At 37.2% G+C, this 20,887-nt stretch carries 20 protein-coding genes; 8 read left to right on the forward strand and 12 right to left on the reverse strand.

Annotation, left to right across the window (positions count from 1 at the left end; all coding sequences use genetic code 11):
- Nucleotides 1-69: 69 nt before the first annotated feature.
- Nucleotides 70-402: a DUF6249 domain-containing protein gene (locus tag BW964_RS03095; protein ID WP_076504593.1), complete on the reverse strand. Its 333-nt coding sequence runs from the start codon at nucleotides 400-402 to the stop codon at nucleotides 70-72.
- A 107-nt stretch (nucleotides 403-509) separates the two neighbouring features.
- On the opposite strand from BW964_RS03095, the gene BW964_RS03100 reads away from it, so the two are divergent.
- On the forward strand, nucleotides 510-1,061 hold the full coding sequence (locus BW964_RS03100; RefSeq protein WP_076504595.1) for an RNA polymerase sigma factor: 552 nt from the start codon (nucleotides 510-512) through the stop codon (nucleotides 1,059-1,061).
- Nucleotides 1,042-1,437 carry a hypothetical protein gene (locus BW964_RS03105; protein ID WP_123912014.1) on the forward strand — a complete coding sequence of 132 codons (396 nt, stop codon included), beginning with the start codon at nucleotides 1,042-1,044 and terminating at the stop codon, nucleotides 1,435-1,437. Before BW964_RS03100 ends, BW964_RS03105 begins: the two co-directional genes overlap by 20 nt.
- Nucleotides 1,438-1,476: 39 nt before the next feature.
- On the opposite strand, the gene BW964_RS03110 is transcribed toward BW964_RS03105, so the two are convergent.
- Both BW964_RS03110 and BW964_RS03115 read right to left on the reverse strand, forming a co-directional pair.
- Nucleotides 1,477-2,454 carry a 2-hydroxyacid dehydrogenase gene (locus BW964_RS03110; protein WP_076504598.1) on the reverse strand — a complete coding sequence of 326 codons (978 nt, stop codon included), beginning with the start codon at nucleotides 2,452-2,454 and terminating at the stop codon, nucleotides 1,477-1,479.
- Nucleotides 2,455-3,111: 657 nt separating this feature from the next.
- Nucleotides 3,112-3,762: a protein-L-isoaspartate(D-aspartate) O-methyltransferase gene (locus BW964_RS03115; RefSeq protein WP_076505431.1), complete on the reverse strand. Its 651-nt coding sequence runs from the start codon at nucleotides 3,760-3,762 to the stop codon at nucleotides 3,112-3,114.
- 139 nt (nucleotides 3,763-3,901) lie between these two features.
- On the opposite strand from BW964_RS03115, the gene BW964_RS03120 reads away from it, so the two are divergent.
- The 5 genes from BW964_RS03120 (at nucleotide 3,902) to BW964_RS03140 (ending at nucleotide 7,477) form a co-directional block, all read left to right on the forward strand.
- On the forward strand, nucleotides 3,902-4,864 hold the full coding sequence (locus tag BW964_RS03120; RefSeq protein ID WP_076504600.1) for a Gfo/Idh/MocA family protein: 963 nt from the start codon (nucleotides 3,902-3,904) through the stop codon (nucleotides 4,862-4,864).
- Nucleotides 4,865-4,925: 61 nt separating this feature from the next.
- Nucleotides 4,926-5,804: a CGA/CIA family class A beta-lactamase gene (gene bla-A, locus BW964_RS03125; RefSeq protein WP_076504601.1), complete on the forward strand. Its 879-nt coding sequence runs from the start codon at nucleotides 4,926-4,928 to the stop codon at nucleotides 5,802-5,804.
- 69 nt (nucleotides 5,805-5,873) lie between these two features.
- Nucleotides 5,874-6,281 (forward strand): hypothetical protein, encoded by a 408-nt coding sequence (locus BW964_RS03130; protein WP_076504603.1) that lies wholly within the window; start codon nucleotides 5,874-5,876, stop codon nucleotides 6,279-6,281.
- Nucleotides 6,282-6,293: 12 nt separating this feature from the next.
- Complete coding sequence (locus tag BW964_RS03135; protein ID WP_181876129.1) at nucleotides 6,294-7,184, forward strand: 3-hydroxybutyryl-CoA dehydrogenase; 891 nt, start codon at nucleotides 6,294-6,296, stop codon at nucleotides 7,182-7,184.
- Between the two features lie 53 nt (nucleotides 7,185-7,237).
- The gene (locus tag BW964_RS03140) at nucleotides 7,238-7,477 is read left to right on the forward strand and encodes a hypothetical protein (RefSeq protein ID WP_007845674.1); all 240 of its coding nucleotides are present in this window, start codon (nucleotides 7,238-7,240) and stop codon (nucleotides 7,475-7,477) included.
- 51 nt (nucleotides 7,478-7,528) lie between these two features.
- Here the strand turns inward: BW964_RS03140 and BW964_RS03145 are convergent, their stop codons facing one another.
- From BW964_RS03145 to dnaN, 3 genes are all read right to left on the reverse strand, one after another.
- Nucleotides 7,529-7,939, reverse strand: a complete 411-nt coding sequence (locus BW964_RS03145) for an META domain-containing protein (protein WP_073335269.1) — start codon at nucleotides 7,937-7,939, stop codon at nucleotides 7,529-7,531.
- 364 nt (nucleotides 7,940-8,303) lie between these two features.
- The gene (pheT, locus tag BW964_RS03150; RefSeq protein ID WP_076504604.1) at nucleotides 8,304-10,706 is read right to left on the reverse strand and encodes a phenylalanine--tRNA ligase subunit beta; all 2,403 of its coding nucleotides are present in this window, start codon (nucleotides 10,704-10,706) and stop codon (nucleotides 8,304-8,306) included.
- A 290-nt stretch (nucleotides 10,707-10,996) separates the two neighbouring features.
- On the reverse strand, nucleotides 10,997-12,127 hold the full coding sequence (dnaN, locus tag BW964_RS03155) for a DNA polymerase III subunit beta (RefSeq protein WP_076504606.1): 1,131 nt from the start codon (nucleotides 12,125-12,127) through the stop codon (nucleotides 10,997-10,999).
- A gap of 202 nt (nucleotides 12,128-12,329) precedes the next feature.
- Between dnaN and BW964_RS03160 the strand changes: the two genes are divergently transcribed.
- Entirely contained in the window at nucleotides 12,330-12,683 is a 354-nt protein-coding gene (locus tag BW964_RS03160) for a diacylglycerol kinase family protein (protein ID WP_076504608.1), read from the forward strand.
- 48 nt (nucleotides 12,684-12,731) lie between these two features.
- Here BW964_RS03160 and BW964_RS03165 read toward each other — a convergent pair whose 3' ends face one another.
- The 6 genes from BW964_RS03165 to BW964_RS03190 all read right to left on the reverse strand — a co-directional run bounded on the left by BW964_RS03165 (nucleotide 12,732) and on the right by BW964_RS03190 (nucleotide 20,847).
- Nucleotides 12,732-13,064 (reverse strand): gamma-glutamylcyclotransferase family protein, encoded by a 333-nt coding sequence (locus BW964_RS03165; protein ID WP_076504609.1) that lies wholly within the window; start codon nucleotides 13,062-13,064, stop codon nucleotides 12,732-12,734.
- The gene (locus BW964_RS03170) at nucleotides 13,064-13,690 is read right to left on the reverse strand and encodes an SGNH/GDSL hydrolase family protein (protein ID WP_084175550.1); all 627 of its coding nucleotides are present in this window, start codon (nucleotides 13,688-13,690) and stop codon (nucleotides 13,064-13,066) included. The genes BW964_RS03165 and BW964_RS03170 overlap by 1 nt, the downstream gene beginning before the upstream one ends.
- A gap of 134 nt (nucleotides 13,691-13,824) precedes the next feature.
- Entirely contained in the window at nucleotides 13,825-14,229 is a 405-nt protein-coding gene (locus BW964_RS03175) for a barstar family protein (protein WP_076504611.1), read from the reverse strand.
- A 452-nt stretch (nucleotides 14,230-14,681) separates the two neighbouring features.
- On the reverse strand, nucleotides 14,682-18,377 hold the full coding sequence (locus BW964_RS03180) for a phosphoribosylformylglycinamidine synthase (protein WP_076504613.1): 3,696 nt from the start codon (nucleotides 18,375-18,377) through the stop codon (nucleotides 14,682-14,684).
- A gap of 76 nt (nucleotides 18,378-18,453) precedes the next feature.
- A complete protein-coding gene (locus BW964_RS03185) occupies nucleotides 18,454-19,878 on the reverse strand; it encodes a serine hydrolase (protein ID WP_076504615.1) in 1,425 nt (474 codons plus the stop codon).
- 9 nt (nucleotides 19,879-19,887) lie between these two features.
- Nucleotides 19,888-20,847 carry a WG repeat-containing protein gene (locus BW964_RS03190; RefSeq protein ID WP_076504617.1) on the reverse strand — a complete coding sequence of 320 codons (960 nt, stop codon included), beginning with the start codon at nucleotides 20,845-20,847 and terminating at the stop codon, nucleotides 19,888-19,890.
- Between the last annotated feature and the right edge of the window lie 40 nt (nucleotides 20,848-20,887).

Raw genomic sequence — 20,887 nt, forward strand, 5'->3', positions numbered from 1 at the left:
CCATGGAGCAAAGTTTTTTGCCCTTATAATGGTTCAGGATTTTTATTGATTATTTAGAGAAAGAGAAGGTTATTTCTTCTGATTTTTCATCAGGAAATAATAGGTAAGAAAGCCGAGGGCAACAAAGACGGTCAGTACTCCGTAAGGAAGTGGTGAATTTTCATTATGGGGAAGAAATTCAAGAGCAATAAGTCCTGCTCCACCGAATAACAGGATGATACCCCATTTCAGCATTTCGGTATTGAATCCGGTAAGATTGTTAAGGATCATATACATACGCTCATCTATATTTTCCTTATTGAGAATCTTCCTTTTTAGGTTGTAGTTGGTGATCACGACAATAATTACAGCGATGGCAATGAGTAATGCGATCATGACTATAAAGGGTGCCAAATGTTTCATAACAATTTAGATTTAACCAATAGACAAAATACGATAACCAAAGGTTACAAAAATTACGATATATTAGAAATTTGTAACCTTACTATAAAAAGATTGTCTAATGTAATATGTTTGATGAAGAAAAAACCATTAATGAGATTCTGAAGGGAAACCTTGGCGCTTTTCAATCTATTGTGAAGCAATATCAGAATTTGGTTTATTCTATTTTGAACAGGTTATTAAGTAATGATGAAGATATCGAGGATGTAGGTCAGGAAGTTTTTATAAAAGTGTATGATCAGTTGAAAAACTTTAAAAGAGAATCTAAACTGTCCACCTGGATCGCTAAAATCACCTACAATATTGCGGTTAATTACCTGAAGAAAAATTCAAAATATCAATTCAATAGTATTGATGATGACTCAGACTTCAGGTTTTCTTCCGAAACTCCGGAAACCAAACTCATAGGAAAAGAATTCGATCTCTACATCAACAGACTGATCAGTGAGCTGCCTCTACCCTACAGAACGGTCATTACACTGTATCATCTGGATGATTTCAGTATTCAGGAAATTCAGAAGATTACAAAATTTCCGGAGGGAACGATTAAAGGTTATTTGTTCAGAGCAAGAAAATTATTAAAAGAAAAACTTGAAAAAGATGGATACCAATCAAGATAAAATAAATCAAAAGATCATCGATGATCAGAAGGGTTTCACGGAATTGTCTGAGAATGATCTGAACATTTACGGAATGGTTTACCACTCATTGGAACAAAAGTCTGATGCGGGATTTCCGTTAGGATTTTCGGATAAAATCATCAGGAAAATTGAAATCAAGCAGCAACTCCAATTCAATCTAAAATTATATGCCTTGTTTTCGGTAGTGCTTATCATGTGTCTTGGATTCCTGTTTACTTTTCTTAATGAAGATCAGCTTTCAATGATGATTTCTACAGCAACGGAGCATAAGTACATCATTCTGTTTTTCGTGTTCACGGTAACATTAATCCAGCTGGCCAGCCATTTTTTAACCATAAAAAAATTGGAAAGATAATTCTCTCCAATTGTATTCTTTATTCTTTATCAGATATAATTATCCGGTGTATACTTCAGGATTGGCACAATAAGGTATTTTTTCACCTTTAGAAAACGCGATGATATTTTCAGCCGCAATTCTGGCCATTCCTGTTCTGGCTTCCATCGTCGCAGAACCGATGTGGGGCAATACACAAACATTTGAAAGCTCTAACAAAGGGCTTTCCTTAGACATTGGTTCAGGATTGGTAACATCTAAACCGGCTCCCCAAATCTGTTTTGAAACCAAGGCTTCATAAAGATCTTTTTCATTTTGAAAACCACCTCTTGCCGTATTAATGAAAATAGCATTCTCCTTCATTTTTTCGAAAACAGGACCATTGAAAAGATCCTTCTGCTCAGGAGTAAAACTAGCATGAATACTCAATACATCAGATTGCGCAATCAGTTCTTCGAAAGAAACATAAGTGGCATTCAATTCCTGATCTGCTTCCTCATTTTGATGACGGTTATGGTAAATGATGTTCATATCAAAAGCTTTTTGGGACTTTTTAGCCATTTCAAAACCTATTCTCCCCAATCCCAATATGCCTAATGTTTTGCCATACAACTCCTGTCCTAAGGCGTGCAAAGGATCAAAATCCCCCCAGTTCCCGTCTTTTACTTTCTGAAAGTTATAACTCGCTCTTCTCGCCACCGACTGCATTAATAGAAAAGCGACATCGGAAGTGGCTTTACTGAGTACATCAGGGGTATTTCCTACGGGAATATTTCTACGGTTGGCTTCCTGAATATCTACATGATCAAAACCTACGGAATATAAGGCAATGGTCTTTATATTGGGGCACTGAACAAAAAAATCTTTGTCGTATTTAAATTCTCCTCCCACACTTAAAATAGCATCGTGATTCTGACAATAGATCAGCCATTCTTCGTGAGACAGGTTTTCATGGTCAGGAATAAAAACTTCCATTCCCGCGTCTTTCAGCATATTGATTCCAGTTTCCGGAATTCTTCTGTTTACAAATACTTTCATGTTCTATTTTGATTTAATTTTCGTGTTTACAATTTTCAATTAAAAAACCTCACTGCGTTAAAAGTGAGGCTCTTTAACTTTAGTATTAAAATTACTGATGTTTATCTTTGTTTTTGTCCCATGCATCTGAAGCCATCTCCTGAATTTCCTCCCAAAAATCCTTCGATTTTTGTGCATTCGACATGAATGGGTCTTAAATTGAATTCAATTACTATTCCGAACCTGTCTTAACGTTTATTAAAATAGAGAAAATTTCAATTTTTAACCACAAAAGGGACAGAACGTTTTTAGAACACTTAACTTACTTTTAAAGGGAATATATTGCGGACAAAAAAATACACTTAAGTTTCTATGAAAATCTTATTTTCTTTTTAGGTATTCTTACAATTTCCAGGATAATAAAACCTTTAATATTAAAACGCTTTAAAGCATTCCATACATTAAACTTGTGCGTCTTTTGTGTTCAGATCAACATTCACAAGCAAAAACAACGACACAATCTCTTAAACCAACTTCAATTCCCAGGAAAATCTCAAAATTCCCCTCCTCCGGAGGGGTGGCGAAAATTCAAAGAATTTTTGACGGGGTGGTTTAAAAAGTTAAACATCCACCAAAAAATCTTTTCAACACCTTTTCTGGTCAAAACCTTATCAGCCTCTAATGGTTTGTATCGCCCAACATCGGAACAAATTTGTAAGCGCCGAATTCCTCTTTTTCAAATTGGGTAGGAGCCGTTTTGGTAAATCGATATAAAATCTGTTCATCGGTTGGTCCTAATGGAATAACCATTTTTCCTCCAATATTCAGTTGTTTCAATAATTCTGTTGGCAAAACGGAAGCACCACAGGTGACAATGATCTTATCAAAAGGCGCAAACGTAGGAAGTCCGGCAAAACCGTCTCCAAAACTCTGAAATTTTGGAATTAAATGCAGTTCACGGAATTTCTTCTTTGAAAAATCAAACAGGTCTTTTTGTCTTTCCACCGTATATACCAAAGCCTTCATAGCAATCAATACAGCCGTCTGATATCCGCATCCGGTTCCTATTTCAAGGACTTTTTCACCAGGTCTTATCTGAAGCAGCTCCGACTGTTCCGCCACCGTTGATGGATGGGAAATAGTCTGGTGTGATAAAATAGGAAATGCCCGGTCTTCGTAGGCAAAATCCTCAAAAATGCTTTCGATGAAAAGATGTCTCGGAACTTCACTCATTGCCGAAAGTACATTTTCATCTGAGATCCCGATCTTATGTCTTAAATATTCAACCAGGATTTTTCTTTTTCCTTTATGTACAAACGAATCATGCATCATTAGTAAGATAGTAGTTATTAGGTTACGGGTAGTAGTTTCTACAAAAGTAAAAAAACTATCAATACTTATCAACCAAAAAGCAACAACGTCTTTCCTAATACCTAAAATTCTTATCTTTACCAAAATTAAAAAATCTATGTTAAAAGCAGGTTTGGTAGGTGCCGGACATCTGGGAAAGATCCACTTAAGACTTCTTAACCAGTCAGATAAGTACGAGCTGGTAGGTTTCCACGATAAAGATATTGAAAACGGGAAAAAAATAGAGGCTGAATTCGGATATAAATATTTTGAAAATTTTGATGAACTTCTTGAGCAGATCGATATGCTGGATATTGTGACGCCTACGGTATATCACTATGATTATGCTTTAAAAGCAATTGAAAAGAAGCTTCACTTTTTCATTGAAAAGCCAGTGACCCAAACCCTTGAACAGGCAGAAGAGATTCTTCAAAAATGTCAGGAAAACGGTATCAAAGCGCAGGTAGGACATGTGGAAAGATATAACCCAGCCTTTATTGCTACAAAAGAATACATTCAAAATCCAATGTTCATAGAGATTCACAGACTGGCAGAATTCAACCCAAGAGGGACTGATGTTTCTGTAGTTCTTGATCTTATGATCCATGATCTGGATATTTTATTGAGCATGGCTAAATCTAAGGTTAAAAACATTCATGCAAGCGGTGTTTGTGTGGTAAGTAAAACTCCGGATATTGCCAATGCAAGAATAGAGTTTGAAAATGGTTGTGTAGCCAATCTTACGACTTCCAGAATTTCTATGAAAGCCATGAGAAAAAGTCGTTTTTTCCAGAAAGACGCCTATATCTCAGTAGATTTCCTGGAGAAAAAAGCAGAAGTGATCCGTATGAAGGATGCTCCTGAAAACCCTACTCCATTCGACATGATCATTGAAAATGCTGATGGAGAAAAAAACCAGATTTTATTTGAATATCCGGACATACAGCCTAATAACGCCATCCTTGATGAGTTGAATTCTTTTGCAGATGCCATCACTGACGGCAAAAATGTAGAAGTTTCTCTTGCAGACGGGACTGAAGCTTTAAAGGTTGCTCTGGAAATTGTAAAACTCATTTCTTAATTAACGTAAATCTCAGTTTTCTTTTTAATGGATAAAAGAGATCTGTTTTAATGGCCATATTATGAAAAAAATAGGACTTTTCTTTTTTCTGGTTTCATCATTCACATTTGCTCAGAAATCAGCTTTGGAACAAAAAATAAACGCTATTACGGAGGGTAAAAAAGCGACCGTTGGCGTTTCCGTTCTTGGCTTTGAAAATAATTTTAAATACCATAAAAACGGCGATAAGCCACTTCCTACGTTAAGTGTATTCAAGTTTCATATTGCCTGTGCAGTTTTGGATCTTGTAGATAAAGGCAAGCTGTCACTGGATCAGAACATCTTTTTTAAAAAGGAGGATATGCTCCCCAATACCTGGTCACCTATTGGCAAAAAGTATCCGGAAGGGAATGTTTCAATTCCTCTGGGTGAAGTACTGGATTACACTGTTGCCCAAAGCGACAATAATGGCTGTGATATGCTGCTGAAACTTATCGGAGGAACGCAGACGGTTCAGAATTTCATGGATTCCAAAGGGGTAAAAGGCTTCCAGATCAAACGCAATGAAGATGATATGCACAAAAACTGGAAAACTCAATATGACAATTACAGTACTCCCAATTCAGCAGTTCTGGTCCTGAAAAAGTTCTATGACGGAAAATTAATTTCCAAAAAGTCTACGGAATATCTGATGAAGATCATGATCGGAACCACTACAGGCACCAATAAAATTGTTGAACAACTTCCTAAAAATACACCAGTAGCTCATAAAACGGGTTCTTCAGGAAAGTATGACAACGGTCTTACGGTAGCTGAAAATGATATGGGAATCATTACCCTTCCCAATGGAAAACATTACGCAATTGCCGTATTTGTAAGCAATTCCACCGAGACAGATGCCGTCAACTGCAAAGTGGTTTCTGATATTTCAAAGGCCGTATGGGACGATTTTAATAAGTAAAATATTAAGCTTATTTTTAAAGCATAGAAATTGATACAATATCATTTCTCAGACCCATAAACCATTGATATGAAAAAGGCATTAGTAACGATAACTCTGTTATGCTCCGTATTCTTTTTTTCACAGAAGAATATGAATTACATACAAATCAGCTATGGAAGCATCTGTTGTGGAACCCCTTCAACAAAACCTGTAACGGATTATCTGAAAAAGTTTGAGAAAAGCAATCGGATTAAATCTTTTGAAGTTTTAAGACAGGGCGGACTTGGAAGAGAGGGCGAATTTAATTTATACATCGGAACAGACAGACTGGGCAAAAAACAGAAGACTGCTTTTGTAAAAGGTCTTGAATCTGCTGTCGCTTTACAAAATAAAAACAGAAAGAAAGACAGCGATGGCACTGTAAGTTTCGATTCTTCAGTGATCGTCGGTAAATCTGATCTTACTAAAATCAAAAATTTAACTATCTATAAATAAAAGAAAAAAATGATCAAAAACATTGTAGTGATTGGAGCTGGGACCATGGGGAACGGTATTGCGCATACTTTTGCACAAAGCGGATTCAAAGTAAATCTGGTAGACGTATCTCAAGACGCACTGGACCGAGGCCTGAAAACGATTACAACTAACCTTGACAGAATCATTGCAAAGGGAAACCTTACTGAAGAGCAGAAAGCTGAAACATTAGGAAATATCAGCACTTTTACAGAACTTAAAGAGGCGGCAGGATCTGCTGATCTTATTGTAGAAGCAGCTACTGAAAATCAGGACCTGAAGCTGAAAATCTTCGGACAGATGGATGAATTGGCACCTGCCAACTGTATTCTGGCAACCAATACTTCTTCTATCTCGATTACGAAAATCGCAGCGGCTACGAAACGAGCTGACAAAGTGATCGGAATGCATTTTATGAATCCGGTTCCTATTATGAAACTGGTAGAGATCATCAAAGGATATTCTACTTCTAAGGAAACTTTCGATGCTATCTACGACATGAGTAAGACTTTAGGTAAAGTTCCTGTGGAAGTGAATGACTATCCTGGTTTTGTGGCGAACAGAATTCTTATGCCGATGATCAACGAGTCTATCGAAACACTTTATAACGGGGTGGCTGGTGTAGAAGAAATTGACACAGTAATGAAGCTTGGTATGGCACATCCGATGGGTCCGCTTCAACTGGCCGATTTTATCGGTCTTGATATCTGTCTTGCCATTCTTAACGTGATGTATGACGGCTTCAAAAATCCTAAATATGCTCCGAACCCACTTCTTGTGAATATGGTAATGGCTGGAAAACTGGGCGTAAAGTCAGGGGAAGGTTTTTATGATTATTCAGAAAGTAAAAAAGCTGAAAAAGTTTCAAAAATGTTTTTGAAATAATTTTAAGTCAATAATTTTATTTATCTTTGATCAAAGTTAAAATATTTAAAAAAATGAAATTACCAAAGTTTTTATTAGCAGACAATTCGGAATTTCCTGAAGATTTATTCGTAGTTCACACAGAATATCCAAGATTCATCTTAAACGTTGAAGAAGAAGAAGTTGAGTGGTTAGATGATTTAGAAGGTGACGATGAAGAAACTATGGCAGACGAAGCTACAAAAGTGGTAGAGGCTGCATTTAAATGGTGTGATGAAGAGTTGGCTAAGTACGACGAAGAAGAGGAAGAATAATAACGACCTAAACATAAAAAAAAGGAACTCAAATTGAGTTCCTTTTTTATTTTATTCCGCTTTGTTGAATTTCAACAGCAGAAGATTGTCTTTGTACAATTCTAAGGTAGTCCCGGAAATGACATATTTATTGGCTTTCCCTACCATATCCATAAAGTTTTGCTCCACACTCATATTGTTGCACATCATTTTGGTAGATCCCATCTGTCCTGCAGAGAAATCACCTGTAGAAGGGTCTATTTTAGCGGTTCCGAAATAGTTGTTGCATCCTCCGTTTCCATTGATCTTTTCCCCTTCAATATTCAAGGTTGGAACTTTGCCTTTCACGTTGTCTGCCAACGTCCATTTTGTATTAGCCAGTGAAGGCTGTGCTTTTCCTACTTTAGAGGCCGAAGCACTGGACATTGTACCGCACGACGCCAGAATAGCCGCCGCACCTATACTTAAAAAAAGATTTTTCATTTTTTTCTTTTTGAATTACTCAAATTTAAGGAAATTATATTATTTAAACGGGCCACAGAGGATTTTATTACTTTTTAAGAATTCTATTTTACGATTATTTTCAATCATAAATCTTTTATATTCTGTAAATCATATTCTTTATTTTAAGAATAAAACCAAATTGATTTCAGATCATACAATCATTGAATGAATACCGGATCTATTGCATATTTTGAAAAAATAAACTCTTCTGATGCCAGATGATTGAACCTCTCTATGTTTACCTAATCATTTAAAAGCATTATCTGAAAAATCGCTCCATAATCTATGGTGAAAAACAGAAAAACGGGCTATAAAGCCCGTTTCAATACTATATTATTCTTGATTAAGATCTTAACTCTGCGTTGTATTCTTTTTGGAATGCTTTGATCAGAGAATCCATTACTTCAGAAATTTCTTTTTCTTCCAATGTTTTTTCTTCATTCAGAAGTTCAAAACTCATGGCGTAAGACTTCTTCCCTTCCGGAAGGTTTTTACCTTCGTACACATCAAATAAATTGATGCCTTTGATGAACGGAGATTTATTCTTCTTAGCGGTCTGATAAAGCTCCTGATAATTAATATTTTTATCGATCAATAAAGCAAGGTCTCTTCGGATCTTGTTGAATTTCGGAATATCCTTGAATTTCAGTGCATTTCCAGAACGTAATTCCTGCGCCAATTCAAGCTCGATCTCTGCATAGAAACATTCCTGATCGATATCAAAGTCTTTCAGTAATACCGGAGATACTTTACCTATTCTCACTAAAGTTTTTCCGTCTGCTTCATAAGCTAAAGAATCAGAGAATCTATCGTCTGTTAAAGCCACTTCTTTATAATCTACCCCAAGTCTTTCCAACAGAACCTTTACGTATGCTTTAAGATTATAAAAACTTACTGCGGATTTAGGCTGTAACCAGTTTTCAGCAACGTCTCTTCCTGTTACCAGAATCGCCAATTGCTTTCTTTCCTCGTATTTATCTTTTTTGTGGTAGATTTTCCCGAACTCGAAGAACTTGATATCCTGATTCTTTCTGTTGATGTTATAGACTGCATTTTGAAGAAGTCCTTCCAATAAAGATTTTCTCATGAATGCAAGATCTCCACTTAAAGGGTTCAGTAATTTCACTGCATCGGTTTCGTCTTTCACAGAAGTCAGTGAATTGTTCATCACTTCATTGAATCCAATGCTCTGCAACGTTCTTGCCCAGTTGTTTTCCAGTTCATCCTGATCGTTAGCGCTCAGTTTTACAGGGGTAAATGAAATTTTTTGCGGGGCATCGATCTTATTGTATCCGTAGATTCTTAAGATTTCTTCGATAACATCAATTTCTCTTGTTACATCAGCTCTGTAAGCCGGAACAGAGATTTCAAGCCCGTTCTGGATCTCGTTTAAAACCTGGATTTCAAGAGCTTTCAAGATCTCTTTTACTTTTTCTCTGTGGATCTTTGTTCCTAAAATCTGTTCAATTTTCGAGAATCTGATGATCACATAATTGTCTTCGATTTTCTTAGGATATTCTTCCAACAGGTCTCCCACCAGTTTTCCCCCTGCAATTTCCTGGATCAGTTTAATCGCGTGAGTAATGGCTGTTCTGGTAATATTAGGATCCACTCCTCTTTCGAATCGGAAAGAAGCGTCTGTATTTAAATTATGAAGTTTAGCTCCTTTTCTTACCGCTACCGGGTTGAAATAAGCACTTTCTAAAAAGATGGTTTTTGTATCATTGGAAACTCCTGACTGCGCTCCTCCGAAAACACCGGCAATACACAGTGGATGATCCTTTCCGTCTTTGATCATGACTTCAGAACCGTTTAAAGTTCTTTCAACACCATCCAACGTTGTGAATTTTGTTCCTTTTTTTACAGTTCCCACTTTCACTTTACTGTCAGCAATCTTATCTGCATCAAATGCATGAAGCGGCTGCCCGTAACCGTGAAGAATATAATTTGTAATATCAACAATATTATTGATAGGACTTAAACCTATCGCCTTTAATCTGTCTTTTAGCCATGATGGAGATTCAGCTACTTTCACCTCTTCAATTACTGCTCCGATATATCTTGGACATAATTCAGCACTTTCAACTTCTAAAGTGAAATTATGTGAACCTTCATTATTTAAAGCCTCGGAAGATACTTTTTCAAAGGTTGATTTCTGTTGATTGGTTGAAAGGAATGCATGAAGATCTCTCGCCACTCCATAATGAGACATTGCATCTGTTCTGTTGGGCGTAAGACCAATTTCCAACACTTCGTCGTTGGTCAGCTCAAAATAATCAGCAAAGTTTTTTCCTACTTCATATTTGGTCTCATCCAAAACCATGATTCCACCGTGATCGTCACTAAGGCCAAGTTCATCTTCTGCACAGATCATCCCCTGAGAAACCTCACTTCTGATTTTAGCTTCTTTAATTTCAAAAAAGTTTCCGGTTTTGTCATAGATTTTAGTTCCGACTACAGCTACAGGAACGGTTTGCCCTGCTTCTACGTTGGGAGCACCGCAAACAATATTCAATATTTTTCCGTTTCCTACGTCAACTGTTGTTTTCTTTAATTTGTCTGCATTCGGATGTTTTTCGCAGGTCAGTACTTTTCCTACTACAATTCCTTCCAGGCTTCCTTTTACACTTTCAAATTTTTCTATCCCTTCAACTTCAAGACCTATATCTGTAAGGAATTCTCCGATTCTCTCCGTTTTCAGTTCCGTTTTGATAAAGTCTTTCAGCCAGTTGTTTGATATTTTCATTTGCTATATTTTGAAAAATTTATTGAATTTCCGTACCCACTTTCCTGTACGGTTTTTCCCGTACAAATGTCGTGTTTTTTTGAGAAACAGCGAAATTTAGGAATAACTTTAAAACAAATAGTTTTATTATTTTACGACAGCTCTCAGAATCTATCGTATTACAGAAAACAGATAAAATGAAACATTATATTTTAAATCTGCTATGATAGATCTATAACAAGCTCATTTGATTATTTAAAATAAAAAAGAGGTCTTGAAAATCAAAACCTCTTTTATGTATTTGTCAACTATTACAATCCGATAACCGGCATTGATAACATGAGTATATTTTCGCTGTCTTCAAGACCGTCAAGAGGTTCAATGATCCCCGGTCTGTTGGGTTGTGACATTTTCATAGTGATATCGTCAGACCCTAAAATCGTAAGCATTTCGGTTAAAAACTTAGAGCTGAAACCGATATTGATATCTTCGCCGTTATAGTCGCAAGGAATCTGCATATCTGCTTTGTTTGCATATTCTGTATCTTCTGCATGAAGGTGGAGAATGTTGGCCGACAATTTAAATCTTACCTGGTTGGTCGATTTATTAGACATGATCGACGCTCTTTTGATCGCTCCTAATAGAAGGTTTCTGTTGATCGTCAGCACATTTGGATTTTCTTTCGGGATTACTGCTGTGTAGTTAGGATATTTTCCGTCAATCAGTCTGCAGATCCAGATATGTTTTCCAAAAGTAAATTTAGCCATGTTCTCATTGAAGTCGATTTTCACGTCTTCATTGGAACTTGCCAGTATATTTTTGAAAATGTTCAAAGGTTTTTTAGGCATGATAAACTCCATAGGCTCGGCATTCATCAGGTCTGTTCTTTTATACACCACCAGTCTGTGGGAGTCTGTAGAAACAAAATTGGTTTCATTTTCTCCAAACTGAAAGAGCACTCCTGTCATTACGGGACGAAGAGAGTCATTGCTGGTTGCAAAAAGAGTATTGGTCAATGCTTCAGATAAGACTCCGGCTGGCATTGCAACACTTTGGGAAGCATCGAATTCCGGCAGCTCAGGATAGTCATCAGCATTATCCAACGCTACAGCGAAATTATCTTTTTCATCTAAAATCTCCAGCTGGCTTCCGGTTCCTTCTGCATTATCCTTCACAACGAACGTCAGAGGCTGTTCACCATAGGTCTTGATAAAATCTTGAAAAATTTTAGCAGGAACGGCAAATTTACCAGAATCGTCAGACTTTACCTCCAGAGAAGTAACGAGTGTAGTCTCGCCATCAGAAGCTGTAATGGTAACGTTATTTCCGTCTAATTCAAAAAGATAGTTTTCTAAAATCGGTCTCGACTGAGAGCTTGATATTACGCCACTTACAGTTTGCAATGCTTTCTGCAGTTCACCACTTGAAATAATAAATTTCATAGATTTAAAAATAAGTTTCTACAAATATAATAAATAGAAACTATAATGAAAAAAATAATCTTAAGGAGTTTTGAACAAATATCATTAACCTGTTTTCAGACTTGACCTTATGTTCAGATTTTGTCATAATTAATTTTCACACCTAGGCTGCGGAATCTGGGGTACCATCAAAATACAAATCTTATATTTGCGAAAAAGAATCATGAAAAAACCGCATATTCATAAAAGTTTTCTGCATGCTTTCCGGGGTATTTTCCTGATGGTGCGTACGGAAAGAAATTTTCAGATTGAGCTTGTGGCTTTTTTCATTAACCTTTTCTTCATTTTCTATTTTAACCTTTCCGGAATAGATACTGCTTTGGTTATCATGGCTTCTCTGGCCGTTTTAAGTGCTGAAATTTTCAATACTGCCATAGAAAGGACATGTGATATCATCCAGCCTGATTTTGACAAGAGAATCAGCTTTATTAAAGATATTGCTGCAGGAGCTGTTCTGCTGATGGCGGCCGGAGCTGTTGTTGTGGGAATTATTGTGTACCGGAAATACCTTTTCTAACATCAACGACTATTTTCATATTGCCCATCCTATGCTGTACAAAGGGAATTATTTCCCAATATAAATCCATCCTTTCTTTCCGGATCTGAAAACAGTTTCTACTTTTTTATAATCATCCACTTCATAGTCATCTGCCTGAAGAATTTCCTCTTCTGTCACTTCAAAAAGCATTCCTTCTGCTTCATCTTCGTTTTTCCCTGAAAACGTTAATATCGGATGGTATTTCTGGCCGCTTTTGCGTAAAACTTCAGGATCTGTAATTTCGACCTTACTCAGTTTATAGCCGGTAAGAATATCTTTTTCACCTTTTAAAAGCCGTCCGAATATTTCAAGTTGTACCTGCTCTTTCCGGAGGGTTCCGTAAGAAAATAAATGCGTCATTATAAGTATTTTTCTATGATGGGTATTGCTGTTTCAGCCATGATGCCGTAGCCTTTTTCATTCGGATGAACTCCGTCCGCGGAAAGCAGAATTTCTTTATCCCGGACAAGTGCAGCGTAGAAATCAATGTAATGCAAAGATTGTTCAGCTGCTATATGGGTAAGGATTTGGTTATAAATCAAAACGTCTTCGTTTACTCGTAATTTCCCTGTGGCCGACTCTACTCCATCCACTTTTTTGGAAAATGGGAGAATGCTTACGAGATAAATATCATTGGAATATTTCTTTGCATGCTGAACTGCTATTTTCATATTTTCTTCAAACTGTTCAGGGGCTACGAGGTAACTTCCATTCTTCTTCGCCAGATCATTGGCTCCGTAACCGATAAAAATAATATTTCCTTCCGCCGAATTCCTTGCTTCCATTTCATAAGGCATCCTTTTCAGCAAACCTTCTGTAGTTTCACCGCCTATTCCCAGGTTAAAAAGAATTAGTTCGTTGCTTCCTTCATGAAACTGCTGCAAGGCATATCTTTTCAGAATATCTACCCATCCTCCGAAAACGCCGTCATATTCTCCATAGGTAATGCTGTCGCCAAAGAACAGCCCGTAAATCATTTTTTTCATTTTTAAATAAGATGTTAGATGTCAGATGCTAGATGCCAGATGCCAGAAATTAGTAATATTGGGATATAAGTAATACTGTTGACCATCACTCATAACTTATAACTCATAACTTATAGCTCATCATCCGTCTAACATCAATCCAAAATTAGGGTAATATTTTTGTGTGACTCTATAATTTCTATTAAAATTTGAAACAGTGTCTGTCCGTTTCCGGAGAGTAATTCATCGAGTTTTTGCTGAATCAGTTCTATGTTAAAAGGCTTTCCCTGTCTGATTTTGTTTTCATAAAAATGACGAGTAGCTTCCAGCCCAAGATCTTCTTTTGATTTTTGGGAATCTTTCCAGGTGACCTCCACCTGATCTTTGTTTTCAAATACTCCGAAACCGCCGTACAGGATATCATCGAAACCATCGAGTGTTCCTACTTTCCAGTCTGTCTCTTTCATGAATACCAAAGAAGCTTCATCATAGAATCCGGCCAGGTCTGAGAAACGGCTGCCATCGATTATAATTTTTTTATTTTGATCTGAATTCAACATCGTTCTTGAAAGATTTTATTCCGTAAATATAAAAAAAGGCTTTTTTTCAACTTAGTTATCCAATAAAAATAGATCTTAATTTTCTTAACTTCAATGAACTTTAGTTTATTTCTAAATTTTAAACATTAAGAATTTAAGCAATATGCTTATTGTTATGAATGAAGAAATCAATAAATTGATTTTTTAAAGTTCTTTAAGTACCCTATCTTTTAAGATCTTAATGTCTTAATGTTAAAAAAGTATGCTTCCATGTTTTGAAATTGATCCAATAAAAATTCACATTTTTATCGATCATACATTAAGAATTCAATGCAAAACTTCAATGAATACATACTTTGTGTAAGAAAAGCAAAGAATTCCGACTTCGTCAGTGTTTAAGCGTAAATAAAATATCCGTTCATAGAAATCTGATATAAAAAATGACCGCCATTCGGTGGCGGTCATTTCTATTTTTATTTGAAGTATTCTACTCCGTTTTTGAATATGTTGTGGTAATTCGCGGTCGGTATGTTTTTCATGAGGCCTTCTGCAAAACGCTCAGGGTGTCCCATTCTTCCATAAATCTTTCCGCAAGGGCTGGTAACTCCTTCAATTCCGAATAATGAATTATTTGGGTTGAATGGCATTCCGTGGGCAATGTTTCCATCCAGATCAATGTATTGAGTCGCGATCTGTCCGTTTTCGTAAAGCTTTTTGATTTCCTCTTCGGATGCCATGAAACGGCCTTCACCGTGAGAAATCGGAATAGTGAATACCTGATCTTTCATTCCTTTTAACCAGGGACTTTCGTCATTGATTACTTTCACATTGACCATCTGAGAAATATGTCTTCTGATGGCATTATGAGCCAATGTCGGAGAGTTTTCATCCAGATCTTTAATTCTTCCGTAAGGTAACAGACCGGATTTTACCAAAGCCTGGAAACCGTTACAGATTCCGATGATCATTCCGTCTCTGTCCAATAATTCGTGAACAGCATTTCTCATCTTTTCATTTTTCAGAACATTCACGATGAATTTTGCGGAACCATCCGGTTCATCACCTGCTGAGAAACCTCCTGAGAAGGCCAGAATCTGAGACGTTCTGATCTCTTCCACCCATGCATCAATACTTTCGTCCAGCAACTGGTGACTGATATTTTTCAATGGAAGACTGCTGGTAACCGCGCCTTCTTTCTGAAATGCATTCAAGGTATCGTACTCACAGTTGGTTCCCGGGAATACAGGAGCAAATACTTTCGGCTGAGCAATTCCATGCTTTTTGATGATGATATTTCGTGGGTTGATGGAGTTTAATTTTTCATCGATTTCAACCGTTATTTTTTCTTTTTCCTGAGTTGGGAAAAGGTTTTCAAATGTTCCGGTATTAGCGGCTAAAAGATCTAAGATTGAAGCTTCAATACCGTTTATTGCTAAGATCCCTGAATCTTTTACGTCACCGATCTGCTGTAGAGAAGGATGCCCCAACTCTTCTTTTGATTCGATGATTAAACTTCCGATGTTTTTAGCTAACAAAACATTTTCGTCAACCGTGATGTCTGCTCCCAATCTGTTTCCAAAGCTCATTTTGGCTAAAGCTACTGCTACTCCGCCTTCTTTAATAGTTTTTACAGAAACAATTTTTCCGGCTTTGATGTTTTCAAAAATAAATTCAAAAATTCCTTTTAAGCTTGTGTAATCCGGAAGACCGCTTTCCTGCGGAGTATGGTTGAAGAAGTATACTTTATTTCCAGCTTGTTTGAATTCAGGGGAAATTACATTTTTCTTTTCTCCGTTGGCACATGCAAATGAGATCAAGGTAGGCGGAACGTTCAGATCCTGGTAAGTCCCGCTCATGGAATCTTTTCCTCCAATCGCAGCAAGACCAAGATTGATCTGGGCATCATAACCTCCTAAAAGAGAAGCTAAAGGTTTCCCCCATTTTTCAGCATCCTGACCCAGTTTTTCAAAATATTCCTGGAAGGTTAATCTGATATTTTTGTAATCGCCACCCATCGCAACGATCTTAGCGACACTTTCTACAACTGCATAAGAAGCTCCCAAGAGTGAATTCTGCTTTGAAATTCCGGTATCAAATCCCCAGCTTGCGAAGGAAACGGTTTCGATATCTTTTGCTCCTAAAATGGGTAATGTCTGAGCACTTCCTTCCATTAAAGTCTGCTGGTATTTTCCTCCCAGAGGCATTGCAACCGTAGTAGCCCCTACAGAAGAGTCGAACATTTCCAAAAGTCCTTTCTGGGAAGCTACATTTTTATCGCTTAATATGGTCATGAAGTTCTCTTTTGTAAAAGCAGGTGTTTCTTCTTTTACTTCTTCAAGATGAGTAATTTTCACCTCCTGAGTTTTGGAGCATCCATTGGTATCCAGGAATTCTCTTGAAAGGTCAACAATTTTATCGCCTTTCCAGAACATCTGCATTCTTCCTGAATCCGTTACTTTTGCCACTTCTACAGCGACAATATTTTCGTCCTGACAGAATTTGATGAATTGTTCTTTGTCTTTTGGATCAACTACTACAGCCATTCTTTCCTGAGATTCAGAAATAGCCAGCTCGGTTCCGTTTAATCCTTCATATTTTAAAGGTAAAACATCCAGATTTACTTCTAAGGAATCTGCAATTTCACCAATCGCTACAGAAACTCCTCCTGCTCCGAAGTCATTTGATTTCTTGATCAGTTTCGTTACTTCAGGGTTTCTGAACAGTCTCTGGATTTTACGTTCTTCAACGGCATTTCCTTTTTGAACTTCAGTAGACATGGTATGGATGCTGTTTTCATCCTGCACTTTTGAACTTCCGCTCGCTCCGCCTACTCCGTCACGGCCTGTTGCCCCTCCTAAAATAATGATAGAGTCACCATTTTCAGGTTTGTCACGTCTTACCCAATCTACAGGAACGGCTCCGGTAACGAATCCTACTTCCATTCTCTTGGCTTTATAGCCTTCGTCATAGATTTCAGAAACCATGGTAGTGGCTAAACCGATTTGGTTTCCGTAAGATGAATATCCGTTAGCAGCCTGTTTGGTGATGGTTTTCTGAGGAAGTTTTCCTGGCAGAGTTTTGTCTACCGACTCTAAAACGTTAGCAGCACCCGTTAATCTCATCGCCTGGAATACAAAGGATCTTCCGGACAAAGGATCTCTGATCGCTCCTCCCAAACAGGTGGAAGCTCCTCCGAAAGGTTCAATTTCCGTTGGATGATTATGGGTTTCATTTTTGAATAATAAATACCACGGCTCTTTTTTACCGTCGTATTCTGCTTCGATCTGGATGGTACATGCATTGATCTCGTCAGAGATGACAAGGTTCTCCAGATTCCCTGTTTTATGGAAATATTTACCACAAACTGTTGCAAGATCCATTAATGAGATCGGCTTCAGCTCGCGGCCTAAGAATTTTCTTTTTTCGATATAGTCACTGAAAATAGTTTCCAATGTATGTTTGAATGCTCCTTCAAACTGGATATCCGACAGTTCTGTTTCAAAAGTGGTATGACGGCAGTGGTCACTCCAATAGGTGTCTAAAACTTTCAGTTCCGTTTCGGTAGGATTTCTTTTTTCTGTTTTAAAGTATTCCTGAATGAACTTAAGGTCATCCAATCCCAGCGCAAAACCGTGGTTATTGTAAAAATTTTCAAGTTCAGCGTCATCGAAATTGATGAAGTTTTCGTGGATCAAAACTTTTGTTGGAATTTCATCTGCCGGGATGTTTAAAACAGAAAGATCTTTTTCCTGAGATTCCACTTTATTGATCAGAAGGTCTTTGATTTTCACAAGATCGCCTTCAGCAATGCCTTCAAACTGGATCAGTTTTCCGCTTCTTACTTTGGACTTTTCATTTTCCGTGAGTAAAGCAATACACTGCTGGGCAGAATCTGCACGCTGATCATACTGGCCGGGAAGAAATTCCATGGCAAACCAGATCTCCTCTCCAGGATTTTCTGTATGTAAAATATCAGTCACAGGATCTACGAAAGTGCTGTTGACCACTTTTTCGAACTCTCCTTCATTCAGTCCGAAAATATCATAGACATTATACACTTTCACATTTTTGACCGCCGGAACGACTGCTTTTACTTCATCAAAAATTTTTGGACTTTCAACATCGAAAATACCTCTTTTTTCTACGAAAATTCTTTTGTTATTAGACATTAGATGTCAGATTTTAAATATTAGATTGATTACTTTCTTTTTACTTTTTCCAGAACCAATAACGGCCCTTTATATTTTAAAGCTTCAACGTCAGATTATTATCATCTGTGCCGTCTGTATTGGAAGCATTTCCTGATGCATTGATCCAGTCTTCTCCGTTCAGAACCAATTTAAAGGAATAGGTTTTCCCTTTTTCAAAACGGGATTTCGGAATTTCCAACTCGAAGCGGTTATCTTCTTTCTTCGTTAACTGATAGTTCTTATTGTCGGTCTTCCAATCATTGAAAGATCCTGCAACAGAAGCGCTATTGATCAGTTTTGAGTTTAAATTCTTTGGATGGGTATAGGTAAACACCACATTCTCTCCTTTCAGGTAATATCCTTCTGTTTGCTTTTTGCCCGGTGCTATTGTCAGATCATTCGCTAATCTGGCAGCTGAATTATAAAGAGCCGGAAACGTATCCGGTCCGCTGATATTAACGATTAAGCAAATCCCCATATTCAGCTCAGGATAGATCATAAACCAGGTCTGATCTCCAAATGCACCTCCGTGCTTATACCCCATTTTACCGTGTTCGCTAAGACCAAAGCCATCCCAGAAATAGCCATACCAATCTCCTTTGCTGTTACTGATATTTCTTTGAGATTCCTGAACAACTGAATTTTTTGAATCCAGTTCGTACTTTAAAAACTTCACCATATCTCCCATCGTCGATTTGGTTTTTGATCCGCCTGCACCCCATAAATGGCTTATGGATCTTGGCATCAGACGTCCGCTCGTATAATATCCGTTCGCCAGGACCTCATCTTTCCCCAATTCCAGTTTGGTATGATTCATTCCTGATTTTGAGAATATATTTTCTTTAATCAGTGTTTCATAACTTTGACCATATATATTTTCCAGCATAAGGCCTGTCAATTCAAGACTTAAGTTGCTGTAAGCATATTTTGTTCCGGGTATCGTATCCAGTTTTACTTTTTGAAGATCCTGCTTAAAATGATCTTTTGTATAGTTTTCGCCTAAGGCATTGTATTGAAAAGGCGTTTCATCTGACATTGTTTTCCGGATTTCAGAATCATCCGGAAGATTACGGGGTAATGCTGTTCTGTAGGAAATAAGATCTTTAATTTTAATCGGAGTTCCATTATATTCTAAGTTAGGATAAGATCCTTTCAGATACTTACGAATATCGTCTTCAAGATTAATTTTATTTTCCAAAACGGCCTGAGCCAACAATTGTCCGGTAAAAAGCTTGGTTACAGATGCTATTTCAAAATAGGTATTGTCATCCACTTTATTTCCCTTTCCTTTATCTATTTCCCCAAAATGTTTTGTGTACACTTTACCGTCTTTCACTATTCCGACCGATACGGAATAAGCGCCCGATTTTTCTTTTAATTTCTGTGCATTCCTCTCCATAATGGAAAACATCTCTTTCTGGCTTTGAGAGAAGCTTTTTGCAGACACAAGAATCAATAAAAAAATCGACAGGTTCTTCATGGGCTATTGTTATTTTACAAATTTATTTGGATTATCGGGATGTTCTTTCTGAAACTGTTCCGCTTCTTTTATTTCATTCTTCAGCCATTTTTCGTACGGGACTTTTTCATCATAATCCAGGGTATACTTTTCTTTGCCGTCTTCTGAAACAAGGAATGTAAACCGGTCAGAAACCATACTGTCCCTACTCGAAGCATAGGTATTGATCTGGTAATAAGGAAAATTATCTTTAGGCCTGTCTACAATTTCAAAAATTAATTTTTTCTCAGCCTCAGACATCTTAGGATAAACATTGATATAATATAATCCTGAAAGTGTTTTATTCTGTTTTTCAAAAAACCGGAGAATATTCTTTTCTTTTTCGTTGTAATGAAAAGGATTGGGATAATATTTCCCCTGAATTTCTTTGTCTTTATCGGATGATTTCACAATGGGCTTTACGGTTTCGCCTTTGGTATTCATTACGCCCCAGGTTCCACCTACGATTCCTTTATGTTCATCTTCTGTCTTTTCCCAGTCGCAGCCGTCACAAAACAATGCATACCCGTACTCGAAATAGGAAACAAAGTCATGTTTGGGTTCTATGGCGATTTTTCCATTCCGGTCGGCAAAACCTACTTTTCCATTCTTAACGAATCTTCTGACTCCTTCCTTGAAATAATCTGCTCCATTGTCATAAAAGAAAGGCCTGTAAAGAAAGTTACCTTTTTTGTCGTAGACATAGCCCCATGCATTTTTTTCTTTGACTTCCCCTTTTTTGGAACCGTCGAAATAAATGGTTTCCTCTTTTACAAGATCTCCATCTTCAAGATCCGAATATATTTTAAACTGAGCAGGAACGATAATTTTTCCGTCCTGATCTTTCACTCCCGCCAAGGTATCTTTTGAGATAAAATACTTTAAAACCTCTTTCTTCTGGGAAAAAGAAAGGATGGGTATCATGGCAATAAGTAAAAGAGTTTTTTTCATGTTGAATCTAAAATAAAAAATGCAGCCCAAAAGACTGCAT

This window comes from Chryseobacterium shigense, from assembly GCF_900156575.1.
Classification (GTDB): domain Bacteria; phylum Bacteroidota; class Bacteroidia; order Flavobacteriales; family Weeksellaceae; genus Chryseobacterium; species Chryseobacterium shigense.